Here is a 15,622-nt window from a genome sequence, read left to right on the forward strand (position 1 = left end):
TCTCCGGCGGCGCGTGGCCGACCGGAAAACCCTCGCTTAGCTCTCGAAAGGAAATCTAAATGGAAGCTGAAGCCGCAAAGTTTCTCGGTGCAGGTATCGCCTGCTTTGGTATGGCCGGCGCTGCCATCGGTGTGTCCAACATCTTCGGGAGCTTCCTCACCGGCGCTCTCCGCAACCCGGCTGCAGCCCAGAGCCAGTTCGGCAACCTGATCTTCGGCTTCGCCGTGACCGAAGCTCTCGGCATCTTCTCGTTCCTCGTCGCGCTGCTGCTCCTGTTCGCAGTCTGATCGAGATCAGAGACGCCCTTTCGCCGGCGGCCCCGCAACGGGCTGCCGGCCATTCGTCCGGGCTGACCGGACCAGATTTCCGATATGGTGATGCCAATGGACGGCCAATTGCTAGTGCTAGCGCAGGCAGAGACCGGTAACGCCCTGGGCGAAACCGCACCCACCATCGAAGTCGAGGAAGTTGGCGAACCCAATCCGCTGACTGCCGACGAACAGGAACTGCACGCGACCACCGAAGCCGATGGCGACGCGCACCATTCCGACGTCTTCCCGCCTTTCGATGCCACCACATTCGGCGACCAGCTTCTCTGGCTCGCGATCTGCTTTGCCTTCCTCTACGTGGTCATGAGCCGCATGGCCCTGCCCCGGATTGGCGGCATCCTCGAGCAGCGCAAGGCCCGTATCGAAGGTGACCTGGCCGCCGCCGACTATTCGCGCAAGAAGACGGACGCCGCCATCGCCGCCTATGAGGCAGCGCTCGCCGAAGCCCGCGCCAAGGCCCAGGCCATGGCCGAAGAGACCCGCACTTCGATCAAGGCCGACATCGACGGCAAGCGTGCACAGGTCGAACAGGACCTTGCCCGCAAGCTCGAAGACGCCGAGGCACGCATTGCCGCCACCAAGGCTCAGGCGCTCGCCAATGTCGACGAGATCGCGGCCGACACGGTTCAGGCCCTCGTCGGCCAGCTGACCGGCGAAGTCTCGCAGGCCGAGGCCCGTGAGGCCGTCAGCCAGGTTTCCAAGGAGTAGAGGCCCATGTTCGATCTCGACGCCACCAGCTGGGCTTCCGTATGGGCGACGCTCGCCCTCGTCATCTTCATCGGCATCATCATCTATTTCGGTGCCCACAAGATGATCGCCAAGGCGCTGGACACCCGCATTGCCAAGATCGAGTCCGATCTTGCCGAAGCTGACCGGCTCCGGGTGGAAGCCAAGGCGCTGCTCGAAGAGTATGAGCGCAAGCGTGAAGACGCCGAGAAGGAAGCCGAAGGCATCGTTCTGGCGGCTCGCGAAGAGGCCTTCCGCCTGACGGCTGAGGCCGGCGCTTCGCTCGACGCCCTGATCGCCCGCCGCACCAAGGCGGTCGAGGACAAGATCGCGCAGGCCGAGTCCCAGGCTCTTGCCGAAGTCCGCTCCCGTGCAGCGGACGTGGCGGTCGACGCAGCCCGCGTGCTGCTCGAAAAGCAGATGGGCGAAAAGGGCGATGCCCTCGTGCAGAAATCCATCAACGACGTCGGCGCCCGGTTGAACTGAGCTCCACGCGCCGCAGAATACCAACGGGCCCCTCGGGGCCCGTTTTTTTTATGGTCTGCGCTTTGGTCTTCTCGCCCTCCTCCCAGAAGGCGGGGCGGGGGTCTGAGGTACCTGTCGCGCCTGTCGGGCCCGACGCATCGTTCCCGCTACCCCCACCTAACCTCCCCCTGATAGGGGGAGGAACAGTCTGGTGCGAAGCGCGACACTCGAGGGTCTTCCCTCTCCTCCCTCTACTCTAGGGGGAAGCCGGGTGGGGGTTCCCGGCAGCCTCCGCCTACTCTGCCGCTTCGGCTCGCCCCTCGGCTTCTTCCCATTTTAGCACGGGCTGTCGCGCCGCCCGCGTTTCATCGAGACGTCGCCGCGGCGCTGCATGCGGTGCCGCGGTGAAGCGCTCCGCATCGCCCGCCCTGGCCGCGGAAGCCAGTTCCAGCATGACGTCACAGAAGCGATCGAGCGTCTGGAGCGATTCGCTTTCGGTCGGCTCGATCAGCATGGCGCCATGCACGACCAGCGGGAAATACATGGTCATCGGATGGAAGCCTTCGTCGATCAGGGCCTTGGCGAAGTCCAGCGTCGTCACGCCAGTCCCCTCGAGGAAGCTGTCGTCGAACAGGACCTCGTGCATGCAGGGCTGACCTCCGAACGGCGCTGAAAAGGTGCCTTCGAGCCGCGCCTTTATGTAGTTGGCGTTCAGCACCGCATCCTTGGCAGCCTGCGCCAGTCCGTCGCCACCATGGCTCAGCATGTAGGTGAGCGCCCGCACATACATGCCCATTTGCCCGTGGAAGGCCGTGATGCGCCCCAGCGCCTCGCCCTCGACATGCTCGACCAGTTCCAGCCCGTCGCCATTGCGCCTGAGGAATGGTAGCGGCGCGAAGGGTGCCAGCGCCTCGGACAGCACCACGGGGCCAGCGCCCGGTCCACCTCCGCCATGGGGCGTCGAGAACGTCTTGTGCAAGTTGATGTGCATGGCGTCGATACCGAGATCGCCCGGGCGCACTACCCCCATGATCGCATTGAAGTTCGCGCCGTCACAGTAGAAGAACCCGCCGGCCGCGTGGACGGCATCTGCGATCTCGATCACCTGAGGCTCGAAGAGCCCGCAGGTGTTGGGGTTGGTGAGCATGATCCCCGCCACATCCGGACCGAGCGCAGCCTTCACCGCCTCCACGTCCACCGTGCCATCGGCCCGAGCATCGATGGAGCGGACCGAATAGCCGAGAAACGCGGCCGTGGCGGGGTTTGTCCCATGCGCGCTCTCGGGCACCAGGACGACCCGGCGATGGCCTTCTCCGCGCGCCTCCTGGGCGGCCTTGATCGCCATCATCCCCAGCAGCTCGCCATGCGCACCGGCCTTGGGCGAAAGCGCCACGGCCGCGGTGTTGGTCAGTGTCATGAGCCAGTCCGACAACTGCTGCATGACCGCAAGGGCGCCCTGTACGGTCGAAACCGGTTGCAGCGGATGGACGTCGGCAAAGCCTGGCAGGCGCGCCATCCTCTCGTTGAGGCGCGGATTGTGCTTCATCGTGCACGAGCCGAGAGGATACATGCCGGCATCGATCGACATGTTGAGCCGGCTGAGGCGCACATAGTGGCGCATCGCCTCCGGTTCGGTGAGACCGGCAAGATCGAGTGAGGTCCGGCGACCGAAGCCGCCGAGCCGATCTTCGCCGATCTCCACCTCGGGCAGATCGACACCCGAATGCTCCCGGTCGCCGATCTCGAAGAGCAGCGGCTCGTCGGGGAGAAGAGCGGCGGTGCGGATCGCGGTGACCGCGCCAGCGGCCGTCGGGCGGCCTTCCTTGTTCATGCTCATGCGAGCGCCTCCCGTAGCCCTTCGATGAGAGCGGAAATGTCCTGATCGGTCGTCAGTTCGGTTGCGGCGAGCACCAGAAGGTTATCGACCGACGGGTCGCCGGGCAGAAGCCGTGAGACGGGAAGCCCCGCAATGATGCCCCGCATGGCCAGCGCCTCGACAACTTCCGCGGCTGGTACAGGCAGGGCTATGGTCATCTCGTTGAAGAAGGTCCCGTTGAGCAGCCTTACGCCCTCCAGCCTCGCAAGCCCATCGGCGAGCGTATTGGCGCGCTCATGATTGAGCCTTGCGAGCCGGACGAGGCCCGCCTCGCCCAGGAGCGACAGATGGATCGAGAAGGCGAGCGCGCAGAGGCCTGAATTGGTGCAGATGTTGGAGGTCGCCTTCTCGCGCCTGATGTGCTGTTCGCGTGTCGACAGCGTCAGCACGAACCCGCGACGCCCGCTGGCGTCCACCGTTTCCCCGCAGAGCCGTCCGGGCATCTGCCGAACGAAGGATTTGCGGGTTGCGAGGAGCCCGACATAGGGGCCACCGAAATTGAGCGCATTGCCCAGAGACTGGCCCTCGGCAACGACGATGTCGGCGCCAAGAGCGCCCGGGGCTTCGAGGAGGCCGAGCGAAACGATCTCCGTCACGACCACGATCAGCAGCGCGCCGATGGCATGCGCGGCGTCGGCAGCCCGGCGGAGGTCGCGCAGGTGACCGAAGAAGTCGGGCGTCTGGATGACGATCGCAGCCGTCCTGTCGTCGAGCCGGTCGAGGATATCCCCCTGCCCTTCAGGCGAGGGGCTGAGGCAGATGAGATCTTCGTCCTCCCCCAGATAGGAGCGGACGACGTCGCGATATTGCGGATGAAGTCCGCCCGACAGCAGCACCCTGTTGCGCCGGGTGATGCGCTTGGCCATGAGCACGGCTTCCGCGGTCGCGGTCGAACCGTCATACATGGAGGCATTGGCGACCTCCATTCCGGTCAGATGGGCGACCTGGGTCTGGAACTCGAAGAGCATCTGGAGTGTGCCCTGCGAGATCTCGGGCTGGTATGGCGTATAGGCCGTCAGCCATTCGGAGCGCTGGATCAGATGATCGACGCTCGCCGGGACGTGATGGCGATAGGCGCCGGCGCCCAGAAAGAACGGGCCATCTCCAGCCGCATGATTGGCCTGCGCGAGGCGCCGCATATGCGCCTCGACGGAAAGTTCGGGGCTGTGGCGAGGCAGGTCCAGCGCGTGCAGTTGCAGCGCCGAGGGCGGCACTGCCGCGAACAGGGCCTCGGCGTCCGCAACGCCGATGGTCGCGAGCATGTGCGCGCGGTCGGCTTCGGAATGTGGAAGGTATCGCATGTCTCGTCCCGCTCCTCAGCCAATGAGCGCGCCATAGGCGGCCTCGTCCATGAGGCCCTCGAGCTCGGAAGGGTCGGAGGGACGAATCTTGAACATCCAGCCTTCAGCGCCCGGCGCCGTATTGACGAGCCCGGGCTCGCCGGCGAGTGCCTCATTGACCTCCGTCACGGTGCCGCTGACCGGAGCATAGATTTCAGATGCAGCCTTCACCGATTCGACGACGGCCGCTTCGTCGCCCTTTGCGAAAGTCTGGCCGACGCTTGGCAACTCGACGAATACGATGTCGCCAAGCTGCTCCTGGGCATAGGTGGAAATGCCGACGACGCCGATCTCCCCCTCCATGCGAATGTATTCATGGTCTTTGGTAAAGCGCGTGGTCATGGTCAGATCCCGGATGAGGAGGATTTTCGGAAATAGCGGTGGGGGACGAAAGGCATCGGCGTGACGACGGCGCGCTGCGCGCGGCCGCGCACGCTGACCTGGAGTTCGGTGCCCTCAGCGGCAAAGGCGGGAGGCACGAAGCCCATGGCGATGGCGCGTCCCAGCGTCGGCGAAAAGCCTCCCGAGGTGACGCGACCGATTTCGGCGCCATCAGCATCCAGTATGCTCGCGCCCTCCCGGGCGGGCGCACCATCGACCAGCAGCCCTAGGCGCAGGCGAGACGGTCCGCGATCGAGTTCACCGAGGATCCGCTCCGCACCCGGGAAATCGCCGTTCAACCGGCGACGCTTGGAGAGAGCAAAACCGAGGCCGGCCTCGATCGGCGACACGCTCGTATCGAGGTCATGCCCGTAAAGCGGCAGCCCGGCCTCGAGCCGCAGCGAATCGCGAGCACCGAGCCCTGCCGGACGAACCCGTGGATCGGCAGCCAACGTGTCCCAGAAAGCGAGCGCTTGCTCTGGGGCGACGAGAACTTCGAAGCCGTCCTCGCCGGTATAGCCGGAGCGGGAAACGACGAGGCGCGTGCCGCCCCAGTCAAAGCTTTCGTATTGCATGAAGCCGAGGGCCTGGGCGCCCGGAACGGCCGCCGCCATCACCGCTACCGCCTCGGGTCCCTGAAGCGCGAGGAGAGCGCAATTGTCCGCCCGGTTGAGCTGCGCGGCGGTGCCGCAGGCGGCCGAAATGCGGGCGAAGTCGTCATCCTTGGTCCCGGCATTGACGACGAGGAACAACACGCCCGCCCAGTCCGGTGATGCCGGCCGGGCCAACATGAGATCATCGAGGATGCCACCGCGCTCGTCGAGCAGGAGGCTGTAGCGCAACTGCCCGGGTTTCATCCCGCGCACATCGGCCGAAACCAGCGGCTCGATCAGCGCGGCGATCGCGGCGTGATCAGCCTCCGGCTCACCGGTCCGTTCGGCCAGCATGAGGAATGCCGGGCCCATGTGGGAGACGTCGAAGAGACCCGCATGTTCGCGCGTCCAATTGTGCTCGGCGATGATCCCGCTGGGATACTGGACGGGGAGCGCATAGCCCGAAAACGGCACGATACGCCCGCCAAGCGCGACGTGCCGTGAGTTGAGCAGCGTGGTTTTGAGAGTGTCGTCTCCCGGCGCATTGGCCATGGTTCACCAGACGGTTAGAGGCACCTTGCGCAGCCCGCTCAGGACTGCCCGAAATGCCCCCTCTGTCCGCTAACCTGAGAGATTTCCCCGCCTGTGGCAGGTTGCTCCTTCGGTGGGGTCTACGACCCGCTTTCCAGAGTCCAGTGCGACTGCGGTCCTTTGGCCTGAGAGTTTCCGGGGCGGTTGCTCCTTCGGCGCCGGGCATGCCCGGTCTCTCCCGCAGTCAATTCACTCTTGGCGGCAAACCGGTCCGGAGTCAATCCGGACCATGGCGCCTTCAGCCTCTCGTGTCGAAGCCCACCCAGATCACGATGTTCTCGCCGCCCACATAGGGAATTGTCACATTCTCGACGACCTTGACGAACTCTTCGGACTGGTTCGGCGGGGTGATCGCAACCGGAATGTCGTACTTCTCTGAGAAGACCGCGACCTCGTCACGCTCCACAGCAAATCGCAGGGGCAATGTCGCGCTGCTCTGGTTGCCCGCAGGACCCTGGAGGAAGCGCCCGACCACGCCCATGCGGACGGTGATCTGACCGTTGGAGACGACGCAGTTGCGGCTCTGCCGATCGATGACGGCCTGATACTGCAGGTCCCGCGCATTGCCGACCTGGCCGCTGCCATAAGAGAACAATGCTTCCCCGCCCGGCCGCACACGGATCGGGGGACATTCGGTCGCGATGGCTGGCAGTGGCGGCGTGGCCTGGGCCAGCTCGGCCTGGGTCGGGCTCGCATTGGCGAATTGCTGGCTCGTGCTCGTTCCACCGCCACCGATCATGTTGCCCATCGAACAACCCGCAAGCAACATTGCGGCGAGGCCAAAACCACCGACACGCACGACTGCATCGAGCTTTGAGATCGTCAGCATCATCTTTTCCCCTGCGTCCGGATCAACCCTGGCTGGCTTCCAGAGCGGTAAGAATCGAGGCCGCGCCGCTGGTCGTGACGCCCGGAGCGTCCTCGACATAGACCGCTTCGACCTTCCCGTCGCGCAACAGAAGCGCCGACCGCACGAAACGGTCGCCCATGCCGGCCTTGCTCAGATCCTTCTCCAGCCCCATGGCACGGGCGAGCTCGCCATTGCCGTCCGAGAGGAAGTCGATCTTGCCGAGCGCATTGGACGCTTCGGCCCAGGCGGTCACGACGTGATAGTCGTTGACCGCGCCGCAGACGATGCGATCGACGCCCTTGGCCTTGATGGCGGCTGCATTGTCGATGAAGCCGGGAAGATGGTTCTTGTGGCAGGTCGGCGTGAAAGCGCCCGGCACGGTGAAGAACACCACCCTCCCCTCACCCAACAGGGCGGCGCTGTCGACATCCGACGCGCCTGAGGCACTGACATGCTTTACGGGTACGGAAGGAACGGCTTCACCGGGCTGGATCATGCTCACCATGGCCTTGTCTGTTATGATTGTTGTACACCGTAACCGAAGGTGCGGCGCGACCTTAATTTATTGCCCAGCCCGCGTCGACTGCGCAGGGGCCACCCTGCGGGACATTTCGAAAGCCCCGGCCGGCGTGACGAAGGTTATGTTGATGGACTTGCCCTCCAAGCCCGCAGCATCGTGTTTGCCCAGCAATGGCAGGAGGACTAGGTTTCCATCGGGGCTTTTTTGCGGCGCACCGAACAATGGCCCGCGCGCGCCTGCATCAACGATGATGGATTCTGGATCAATATCAGGGCTTTGCAGCGACACCGCGAGCGCGTCGTGACGCACGCTCCATTCCACGGGGCCGATCGCAGGGTGAGGCCCGGTCCAATCGATCGGGGTTTCCGCCATAGCCTGCCGGATGCGCAGCGCGCTCGCCCGATCCGGCGTCTCGAAGTCGACGGGAAGGCTTAGGCGCGCCTGGACGGGGACGCAGACGTCCGAGCAGATGCCCATCACCATCATCGCCTCGATCCGGACCGGGCCATCCGACAGCCGGACGCTGAATGGCAGAACGGTGTGCCCATAATAGACGTAATCGAGATAGCCGGATTTGGTATCGGCCAAGGGGTAAGGCCAGTGCACCTCATGGCCGCTTATGCCTAGGGACCCGGACAGGTCGAACTCGGTCGGTATGCCGGTTTCCCCGGGCACGCGCCAATAGGTCTTCACCCCTTCGGGCATGTCGATCTCGAGCGCGGCGCGCAGCGTGCCATCTGGCTCGCGGACGTCGCTTGCGATCAGACGCACCCGAACGTCAGGGGCCACCTCCTGCCAGTCGGACTGCCCCGCCTGCCCCTGAGTGGGCATCACGAGGGCAAGCAGAGCTAGGGCAGCGATCGGCATGGGTATGTGCATGTCCCCCGATAGCCCACCAGGCGTTAAAGAAGAAGTCGCGTGCAATCAGGGCTTCGTGAACGCGCCACGCTATGCAGGGGCTGCCATCGCGGCCTAAAATGGAAGCGTTACCGAATGGAATGAATGCGATGATCTCCCTCAAAGGCCAGTTTCTCGTCGCGATGCCGGACATGGGCGACGAGCGCTTTCGCGAAACCGTGATCTACATGGTCGGGCATGGCGAGGAGGGGGCCATGGGGCTCGTCGTCAATCAGGAACTCGAGGAAATGCGCTTCGGCGACATTCTCGAGGAACTGGAGCTGGGCAAGCCTGAGGAGATCATCAACCTCCCCTCCCGGGTCCGTGAAAAGGTCGTGCTCCGCGGAGGCCCAGTGCAGAAGGGCCGGGGCTTCGTGCTGCACTCGCCGGATTACTTCCGCAACGGCAATTCCTATGCGGTCAGCGACGACATCTGCCTCACCGCCACGCTCGACATCCTCAAGTCCATCGCCTTCGAGGACGCGCCGACCGACGCACTGTTCGCGCTTGGCTATTGCGGCTGGAGCCCCGGCCAGCTCGAAGAGGAGATCAAGGCAAACGGTTGGCTCACCGTGCCTTTTTCGCGCGGGCTGCTGTTCGACCGACCTCTCGGCGAACGCTACGAGGCGGCGCTTGGCCAGCTCGGGATAACGCGGGCGAGCCTCTCGCCGGAGGCCGGGCACGGCTGAGGTGGCGTCCGCCTAGCGGGCGAACTGGGCCTGCAGTTTCTTGGTGAGCTCGGCGCCGCTCATGGCCGCGCCAAAGGCATAGCCCTGCGCATAATGGCAGTTAAGCGCCTGCAATCGCTCGATCTCTTCGAGGGTCTCGACCCCTTCGGCGATGACCGCCAGATCGAGTTCGGCCGCCAGCGCCATGATCGAGCGCATGATCGGTACCTGAGTGTGGGACATGCCACTTTCATCTGAAATTTGCACAAAAGGTGCAGGAATTTTAATCGTGTCGAACGGGAAGCGGTGGAGGTAGGAGAGCGAGGAGTGCCCCGTGCCGAAATCGTCGAGCGCGAGACGCAGTCCGAGCGTCTTCAGCGCCGCGAGCATGTAGGCGGAGTGCTCGGGATTGGTCATTACCTGCGATTCGGTGATCTCGAGCTTCAGATGGCCCGCGACCGCGCGATTCTCCGAAACGAGCGCACGCATGTCGTTCAGCAGGGTCTCGCTTGCGAGCTGGCTGGGGGACAGGTTGACCGAGATGAAGAAATCCTCGTCGAGCGGAAGCGTGTTCATCCATTCCCGCGTCTGACCGGCTGCCTGCTCGAAGGCGAGCCGGCCGAGCCGTTCGATGAGGCCGGTACGCTCGGCGAGCGGCACGAACTCGTCGGGCGTCACGACGCCGCGCTGCGGATGCTCCCAGCGCATGAGCGCTTCGGCGCCCGCGATCTGGCCGCTGTGGATATCCACGATCGGCTGGAACTGGACCTGCAGTTCGCCGTGGCGGAGCCCACGATCGAGATCCTCCTCGCTCGCACGGCTGTAGGCGGCAATCGAGCGGGCCGAGGCGCGATAGGCCTCGATACGGTCGCCGCCAAGGCGCTTGGCGTAATACATGGCCAGTTCGGCATCCCTGAGCACGTCGGGCGCGCTCGAGGGATTGCCGTCATATATGGTGACCCCGATCGAGGCGGTGAGGGACAGGTCGCGCTCGCCGAAATTGAACGGCGCCTTCAGGGCCTTGCGGATCTGTTCGGCAACTTCGGCGATCTTGCCCGCTGCCGGCTCGGACGAGAGGATGACGGCGAACTGGTCCCCGCCGAGCCGTGCCACGGTATCGAGCGGCCGCATGACACGGGCGATGCGCCGTGAAATGGCGAGCAGGACGGAATCGGCGGCCGCATGCCCGACCCGCTCCTCGAGATCCATGAACCGATCGATGTCGACGAGGAAGACCGCCGGCTTGATGCCGTTGGGCATGCGCGCCCGAATGAGCGCACGCTCGAGCCGATCGAGGAAGAGCTTCTTGTTGGGGAGGCCGGTCAGGCTGTCATGGACCGAATCATGAAGCAGCCGATCCCGGGAGGCGCGGTCTTCATTGACGTCCTGAAGGGTCCCGACGATGCGATTGACCTGCCCGTCGCCGCCAAGCACCGGCTTCACCCGCATGCGGAAGGTGCGGAAGCTGCCATCATGGGTCGCGATCCGCATGTCAGCGGAGACCTTGCCGCGCCGGAGTTCGACGAGGGTGTCGAAGGCGGTGCGGAACCGGTCGCGGTCATCGGGATGCACGCGGTCGAGCCAGCGCTTGATTGCGCCCCTCAGCGAACCCCGTCTTTCCCCGAGCCGCGTTGCGAGTTCGTCCGAGACCGTCACGCGGTCGCGTTCGATGTTCCAGTCGAAGACGAAATCGCCGCTGCCGGTCAGTGCGAGAGCCCGACGCTCGACTTCCGAGAGCGTGCCGATCGAAACCTGGTTCTCCGAGAAGGCGTGCTGCACGGTGGTGAAGCCAAGCAGCATGACGATGAGCACGAGCCCGCCGGCGACCGCGGGTTGGGCTACGTCATTTGAGACCTGCCCGGTGATCACCATCCAGCCATAGATGATCCAGGCCATGAAGATGATCCAGGTCGGCACGAGCAGCACGGCCCGATCATAGCCCCGCAGCGCCAGCAGAAGGATGAGGAAGAAGCCCGAGAGCGCAAGGAGGGCCAGCACGAGCCGCGCGACGGTTGCGGCGATCTCGGGCTGGAAGAAGGCGAAGGCAAAGAGCGCAAGAAAGACGACGAACAGCGCCAGCGCCAGATGGATGAAGCGCAGATGCCACCGGTGGAGGTTGAGGTAGATGAACAGAAACGCAAAGAGCGTCGTCGCTATCCCCGCCTCCGCCGCGGCCCTGAAGGGCTGGATGTAACTGTTCGATATCCTCAGCAATGGCCCGAGCACGCCGAAATCGATGAGCAGGTAGACGAGCACCGCCCAGGCAAAGGCCGCTGTGGCGGGAAATATGCCCCTGCCCTTCACCACGAACATGATGGTGAGAAAGACCGCCGCAAGGCTCGAGATGCCGAGCACCACGCCCCGGAAGAGAGTGAAGGAGTTGACGTAGTCCCGATAGGCGTCAGGCCGCCACATGTAGAGCTCTGGCAGGTCGTTTCCGGCAAGCTCGGCAACGAAAGTGACCGTCGCGCCGGGGTCGAGCACGACCTCGAAGACGTCCGCTTCGCGGTCGGTGGCGCGCACCGGACGGATACCGGCACTCGGGGTCAGGACACGGATTCGCTCGGCGCCCAGGTCCGGTCGGAAGATGCCCGATCCGGGCAGGCGAAAGAAGGGCGCGACTAGGAGGCGTTCGAGCTGCGCATCGGAATCATTGCGCAGGGCAAAGAGCGCCCAGCTCGGATTGGTGCCGTTCTGGGTCGCCAGCACCTCGATGCGCCGGATGATGCCGTCTTCGCCCGCCGCGGTGGACAGCTGCACGCGACCGTTCTCGCCGGCTACGACGTCGATTGCCGAGGTCAGGTTGACCGCGTTGACGTCCTCGGGAACCGTGATCACCTCGAAAGCGGAAGCAGGCGTGAGGCCCACCAGCGCGAGCATCAGGCACATCGCGAGGGTGATCAGATGACGCATCAGGTGCAAAACATTCCCGGGGCAGTGGCGGACGAAAAACCTTGGTATCGGGCTTTCCCAGGCGGGACAAGCGCAGATGCCAAGCTAGACGGCGAAGCGCGCAGGCGGCATGAGGCGGGCCTCGTAACGCTCCCGCGTCAACCCGAAGAGGACGTGATCGGCCCAGCGCCCGTCGATCTGCAGATAGTTCTCGGCATAACCTTCCTCACGGAATCCGTTCTTCTCGAGCACGCGGCGCGAGGGCTGGTTGTGCGGCAGGATTGCGGCATGGACGCGATGGAGGGCGAGAGTATCGAAGCAAAATGGAAGGACGAGCCCCACCGCCTCGCTCATCAGCCCCTGCCCTGCATGGGAGGCGGCCATCCAATAGCCAAGCGTGACGCATTGGGCAGCGCGCCTGCGGATGTTGGAGAGGGTAATGCCGCCGACCAGCGGCGCATCTTCGCTGGCGCCCAGAAAGAGCATGAAGCCGAAATCGGTGCCGGCCCGCGCCTCCTCGCGGCCACGCCGGAGCCGCTCGCTGAAGACGCGCGGGGCGAGGTCCGCCTCCGTCCAGCGCGGCTCGAAGGGCTTCAGGAAAGCGATGCTCGAGCGGCGCGCTTCGTACCAAGCCTGATAGTCGCGTGGCTGCGGGGCGCGAAGCACGATGCGCCTGCCTTGCAGCACCGGGGTCTCGTCGCGCAGGCGCCAGGGGGAGAACATCGGCTCAGGCGGTGAGGCGGGCCGCAATGGCCTTGTGGTCGGGAAGCCCCCCCACCGGCCCGATGCCGGCAAGCGACACGCGATCGGTCGTGAAGATCTGTCCTGCGATCTGGCGCACGCGCTCGGCCGTGATGCGGTTGATGCGTTCGACCGTCTCCTGCAGCGCGATCGGGCGCCCCCAGAGGATCTGCTGGCGCGCCAGCTGGCCCGCGCGCGAACTGGGGCTTTCAAGCGACATCAGGAGCCCGGCGCGGATCTGGTTGCGGACGCGAACCACCTCCTCGTCCGATATGGTCTCGACCGCATCGCGCAACTGATCGACGAGCACCGGAACCAGTTCGTTGACGGCTTCCCCGCCCGTGGACGCGGCGACCCCGAAGATGCCGCTGTCGGCGAAGGCCCAGTGGAAAGCGTAGACGGAGTAGCAAAGGCCCCGGCGCTCGCGGATTTCCTGGAAGAGGCGCGAACTCATCCCGCCTCCAAGGATCGAGGCGAGGATCTGCGCGGCGTAGAAGCCATCGGAATTGTAGGCCCGTCCCTCAAAACCCAGCACGAGATGGGCCTGCTCGTGATCGGACAGGAGGCGCTCCTCGCCCCCCACATAGTCGGCGCGGACAGGATCGGGGGCGCCGCCGCTGCGCAGGGTGTGGAAGCGGTCATTGGCGATGTCGACGAGCCGGTCGTGATCGACATTGCCTGCGGCGCACAGCACCATGCGATTGCCGACGTAGTTGCGCTCGAGATAGGCGCGGATGGCATCGGGCCCGAAGCTCTGCACCGAATCCACCGTGCCCAAGATGGTGCGCCCGATCGGCTGGCCGGGATAGGCGGCGGACTGGAAAAGATCGAAGACGTGATCGTCCGGGTTGTCGCGGGCCGCGCCGATCTCCTGGATGATCACCTGCTGCTCACGATCAAGCTCGCCGGCATCGAACAGGGAATTCTGGAGGATGTCCGAAAGCATGTCGGCGGCCAGCGTCACGTCTTCCTTCAGCACGCGGGCGAAATAGCCGGTGTGCTCGATGGAGGTTGCCGCATTGAGCTCGCCTCCAACGCTCTCGATCGTCTCGGCGATCTCATAGGCATTGCGGGTGGCCGTGCCCTTGAACGCCATGTGCTCGAGCATGTGGGAAATGCCGTGCTCGTCGGGATTTTCGCTGCGGGAGCCGGCCTTGACCCAGATGCCCAGCGAAGCACTCTCGAGGTGGGGCATGTCGTCAGTCAAAACGGTCATGCCGTTGTCGAGCGTCGTGCTTCTGACAGTCAATGCAGGTCCTCCCCTGAGCGGGTGCGCGCCTTGATGAAGCGCTCGATCTCACCCTGGTCGTTGTCCAGAACGCTAAGGCGCTCCGGCCGTTCGTAGAGATCAGCCAACCACAGAGGCAGGGGCGGTTCAATGCCCGTCGCATCACGAACCGCCTCGGGGAACTTGGCCGGATGGGCGGTGGCGAGGGTGACCATGGGCACGCCATCGCGCCGGGCGGTGCGCGCGACGGCGACGCCGACCGCAGTGTGAGGATCGAGCAGATACTCGGCAGACCGGTAGGTTTCGGCCATGGTCTGGCGGGTGGCGGGCTCATTGGTGGTGCCGGCCGCGAACTCGGCGCGGATCGCCGCCAGTGCGCCGAAGGGCAGATCAAAGCCACCCGACTGGGCAATGGCACCCATCAGCGGGCCCAGCGCATCGGGATTGCGCTCCACGGCCTCGAACAGCAGGCGCTCGAAATTGGAGGAAATCTGGATATCCATGGAGGGGCTGATGGTGGGGTGCACGCCCTGGATTTCGTAGCGGCCGGTTTCGAGGGTGCGGGCGAGGATATCGTTGGCGTTGGTGGCGATCACCAGCTTGTCGATGTTGAGCCCCATGCGCTTGGCGGCGTAGCCGGCGAAAATGTCGCCGAAATTGCCGGTGGGCACGGTGAAGGAGACCGGGCGCAGGGGGGCGCCAAGCGACACCGCCGCGGTGAAATAGTAGACGATCTGGGCGACGATCCGCCCCCAGTTGATCGAATTGACGCCCGAGAGCCGCACATCCTTGCGGAAGGACGCGTTGTTGAAGAGCGCCTTCACGGTATTCTGGCAGTCATCGAACGTGCCGCGCAAAGCGATGTTGTGGACGTTGTCGTCGAGCACGCTCGTCATCTGCCGGCGCTGCACTTCGGAGGTGCGCCCCTCTGGATGCAAGATGAAGATATCGGTGTTGTCGCGGCCGCGGAACGCCTCGATCGCGGCCGAGCCCGTGTCGCCAGAAGTTGCCCCGACGATCGTCGCGCGCTCGCCGCGCTCGGCGAGGATGTGGTCCATCACCCGCGCGAGGAACTGCATGGCGACGTCCTTGAAGGCGAGGGTCGGCCCATGGAAGAGCTCGAGCGCGAAATGGCCCGGCTCAAGCTCGACGAGCGGGGCCACCGAGGGGTGGCGGAACCCCGCATAGGCGTCCTCGATCATGGCGCGCAGCACGTCATCCTCGATCTCGCCGCCGACGAAGCGCGAGATGACGGCAAACGCCACTTCGGCATAGGGGCGGCCGGCGAAGCCTGCGATCTCCTCGAGCGACAGGCGCGGCCATTCGCGTGGCAGGTAGAGGCCGCCATCGCTCGCGAGGCCCGCAAGCACCGCATCGGAGAAGGACAGCACCGGCGCACGACCGCGCGTGGAGACGAATTCCATTGAGGGGATCACCGTAATTGCTGGGACGGGGGGCGCGGGCATCGGGGCCGCGTACCCGCTCAAGTCCGCTCATTGAGGTCGGCGCAAACTAGTCAATCATC

Annotated in this window: 15 protein-coding genes and 1 riboswitch; of the genes, 4 read left to right on the plus strand and 11 right to left on the minus strand. The window is 64.9% G+C overall.

Annotated elements, in window-relative coordinates; translation table 11 throughout:
• The first annotated feature begins 59 nt into the window (after positions 1-59).
• The 3 genes from EMQ25_RS09835 (at position 60) to EMQ25_RS09845 (ending at position 1,541) form a co-directional block, all read left to right on the plus strand.
• The gene (locus tag EMQ25_RS09835) at positions 60-287 is read left to right on the plus strand and encodes a F0F1 ATP synthase subunit C (protein WP_127188406.1); all 228 of its coding nucleotides are present in this window, start codon (positions 60-62) and stop codon (positions 285-287) included.
• A gap of 114 nt (positions 288-401) precedes the next feature.
• Entirely contained in the window at positions 402-1,037 is a 636-nt protein-coding gene (locus tag EMQ25_RS09840; RefSeq protein WP_244606563.1) for a F0F1 ATP synthase subunit B, read from the plus strand.
• Between the two features lie 6 nt (positions 1,038-1,043).
• Complete coding sequence (locus tag EMQ25_RS09845) at positions 1,044-1,541, plus strand: F0F1 ATP synthase subunit B family protein (RefSeq protein ID WP_127188408.1); 498 nt, start codon at positions 1,044-1,046, stop codon at positions 1,539-1,541.
• Positions 1,542-1,815: 274 nt separating this feature from the next.
• Here EMQ25_RS09845 and gcvPB read toward each other — a convergent pair whose 3' ends face one another.
• The 7 genes from gcvPB to EMQ25_RS09880 all read right to left on the minus strand — a co-directional run bounded on the left by gcvPB (position 1,816) and on the right by EMQ25_RS09880 (position 8,538).
• On the minus strand, positions 1,816-3,357 hold the full coding sequence (gene gcvPB / locus EMQ25_RS09850) for an aminomethyl-transferring glycine dehydrogenase subunit GcvPB (RefSeq protein WP_127188409.1): 1,542 nt from the start codon (positions 3,355-3,357) through the stop codon (positions 1,816-1,818).
• Positions 3,354-4,697 (minus strand): aminomethyl-transferring glycine dehydrogenase subunit GcvPA, encoded by a 1,344-nt coding sequence (gcvPA, locus tag EMQ25_RS09855; RefSeq protein WP_127188410.1) that lies wholly within the window; start codon positions 4,695-4,697, stop codon positions 3,354-3,356. Before gcvPA ends, gcvPB begins: the two co-directional genes overlap by 4 nt.
• Before the next feature lie 15 nt (positions 4,698-4,712).
• Positions 4,713-5,078, minus strand: a complete 366-nt coding sequence (gene gcvH / locus EMQ25_RS09860) for a glycine cleavage system protein GcvH (protein WP_127188411.1) — start codon at positions 5,076-5,078, stop codon at positions 4,713-4,715.
• A 2-nt stretch (positions 5,079-5,080) separates the two neighbouring features.
• On the minus strand, positions 5,081-6,262 hold the full coding sequence (gcvT, locus tag EMQ25_RS09865; RefSeq protein ID WP_127188412.1) for a glycine cleavage system aminomethyltransferase GcvT: 1,182 nt from the start codon (positions 6,260-6,262) through the stop codon (positions 5,081-5,083).
• A 142-nt stretch (positions 6,263-6,404) separates the two neighbouring features.
• Positions 6,405-6,492, minus strand: a riboswitch (glycine riboswitch).
• A gap of 47 nt (positions 6,493-6,539) precedes the next feature.
• The gene (locus EMQ25_RS09870; RefSeq protein ID WP_127188413.1) at positions 6,540-7,133 is read right to left on the minus strand and encodes a hypothetical protein; all 594 of its coding nucleotides are present in this window, start codon (positions 7,131-7,133) and stop codon (positions 6,540-6,542) included.
• Between the two features lie 19 nt (positions 7,134-7,152).
• Positions 7,153-7,656 (minus strand): peroxiredoxin, encoded by a 504-nt coding sequence (locus EMQ25_RS09875; RefSeq protein ID WP_244606545.1) that lies wholly within the window; start codon positions 7,654-7,656, stop codon positions 7,153-7,155.
• 57 nt (positions 7,657-7,713) lie between these two features.
• Positions 7,714-8,538, minus strand: a complete 825-nt coding sequence (locus EMQ25_RS09880) for a protein-disulfide reductase DsbD domain-containing protein (RefSeq protein WP_158626024.1) — start codon at positions 8,536-8,538, stop codon at positions 7,714-7,716.
• Between the two features lie 140 nt (positions 8,539-8,678).
• On the opposite strand from EMQ25_RS09880, the gene EMQ25_RS09885 reads away from it, so the two are divergent.
• Entirely contained in the window at positions 8,679-9,257 is a 579-nt protein-coding gene (locus tag EMQ25_RS09885) for a YqgE/AlgH family protein (RefSeq protein ID WP_127188415.1), read from the plus strand.
• A gap of 12 nt (positions 9,258-9,269) precedes the next feature.
• On the opposite strand, the gene EMQ25_RS09890 is transcribed toward EMQ25_RS09885, so the two are convergent.
• The 4 genes from EMQ25_RS09890 to thrC all read right to left on the minus strand — a co-directional run bounded on the left by EMQ25_RS09890 (position 9,270) and on the right by thrC (position 15,521).
• Positions 9,270-12,149 (minus strand): EAL domain-containing protein, encoded by a 2,880-nt coding sequence (locus EMQ25_RS09890; RefSeq protein WP_127188416.1) that lies wholly within the window; start codon positions 12,147-12,149, stop codon positions 9,270-9,272.
• Between the two features lie 84 nt (positions 12,150-12,233).
• Entirely contained in the window at positions 12,234-12,851 is a 618-nt protein-coding gene (locus EMQ25_RS09895) for a GNAT family N-acetyltransferase (RefSeq protein WP_127188417.1), read from the minus strand.
• Between the two features lie 4 nt (positions 12,852-12,855).
• The gene (locus EMQ25_RS09900) at positions 12,856-14,118 is read right to left on the minus strand and encodes a M16 family metallopeptidase (RefSeq protein ID WP_127188418.1); all 1,263 of its coding nucleotides are present in this window, start codon (positions 14,116-14,118) and stop codon (positions 12,856-12,858) included.
• Complete coding sequence (thrC, locus tag EMQ25_RS09905) at positions 14,115-15,521, minus strand: threonine synthase (protein WP_127188419.1); 1,407 nt, start codon at positions 15,519-15,521, stop codon at positions 14,115-14,117. The genes EMQ25_RS09900 and thrC overlap by 4 nt, the downstream gene beginning before the upstream one ends.
• Positions 15,522-15,622 lie beyond the last annotated feature (101 nt).

The organism is Arsenicitalea aurantiaca, from assembly GCF_003994485.1.
GTDB lineage: Bacteria > Pseudomonadota > Alphaproteobacteria > Rhizobiales > Devosiaceae > Arsenicitalea > Arsenicitalea aurantiaca.

Coding starts and splice junctions, on each gene's coding strand:
- EMQ25_RS09835 (WP_127188406.1), top strand. CDS start 60: ATGGAAGCTGAAGCCGCAAAGTTTCTCGGTGCAGGTATCGCCTGCTTT.
- EMQ25_RS09845 (WP_127188408.1), top strand. CDS start 1,044: ATGTTCGATCTCGACGCCACCAGCTGGGCTTCCGTATGGGCGACGCTC.
- gcvPB (WP_127188409.1), bottom strand. CDS start 3,357: ATGAGCATGAACAAGGAAGGCCGCCCGACGGCCGCTGGCGCGGTCACC.
- gcvPA (WP_127188410.1), bottom strand. CDS start 4,697: ATGCGATACCTTCCACATTCCGAAGCCGACCGCGCGCACATGCTCGCG.
- gcvH (WP_127188411.1), bottom strand. CDS start 5,078: ATGACCACGCGCTTTACCAAAGACCATGAATACATTCGCATGGAGGGG.
- gcvT (WP_127188412.1), bottom strand. CDS start 6,262: ATGGCCAATGCGCCGGGAGACGACACTCTCAAAACCACGCTGCTCAAC.
- EMQ25_RS09870 (WP_127188413.1), bottom strand. CDS start 7,133: ATGATGCTGACGATCTCAAAGCTCGATGCAGTCGTGCGTGTCGGTGGT.
- EMQ25_RS09875 (WP_244606545.1), bottom strand. CDS start 7,656: ATGGTGAGCATGATCCAGCCCGGTGAAGCCGTTCCTTCCGTACCCGTA.
- EMQ25_RS09880 (WP_158626024.1), bottom strand. CDS start 8,538: ATGCCGATCGCTGCCCTAGCTCTGCTTGCCCTCGTGATGCCCACTCAG.
- EMQ25_RS09885 (WP_127188415.1), top strand. CDS start 8,679: ATGATCTCCCTCAAAGGCCAGTTTCTCGTCGCGATGCCGGACATGGGC.
- EMQ25_RS09890 (WP_127188416.1), bottom strand. CDS start 12,149: ATGCGTCATCTGATCACCCTCGCGATGTGCCTGATGCTCGCGCTGGTG.
- EMQ25_RS09895 (WP_127188417.1), bottom strand. CDS start 12,851: ATGTTCTCCCCCTGGCGCCTGCGCGACGAGACCCCGGTGCTGCAAGGC.
- thrC (WP_127188419.1), bottom strand. CDS start 15,521: ATGGAATTCGTCTCCACGCGCGGTCGTGCGCCGGTGCTGTCCTTCTCC.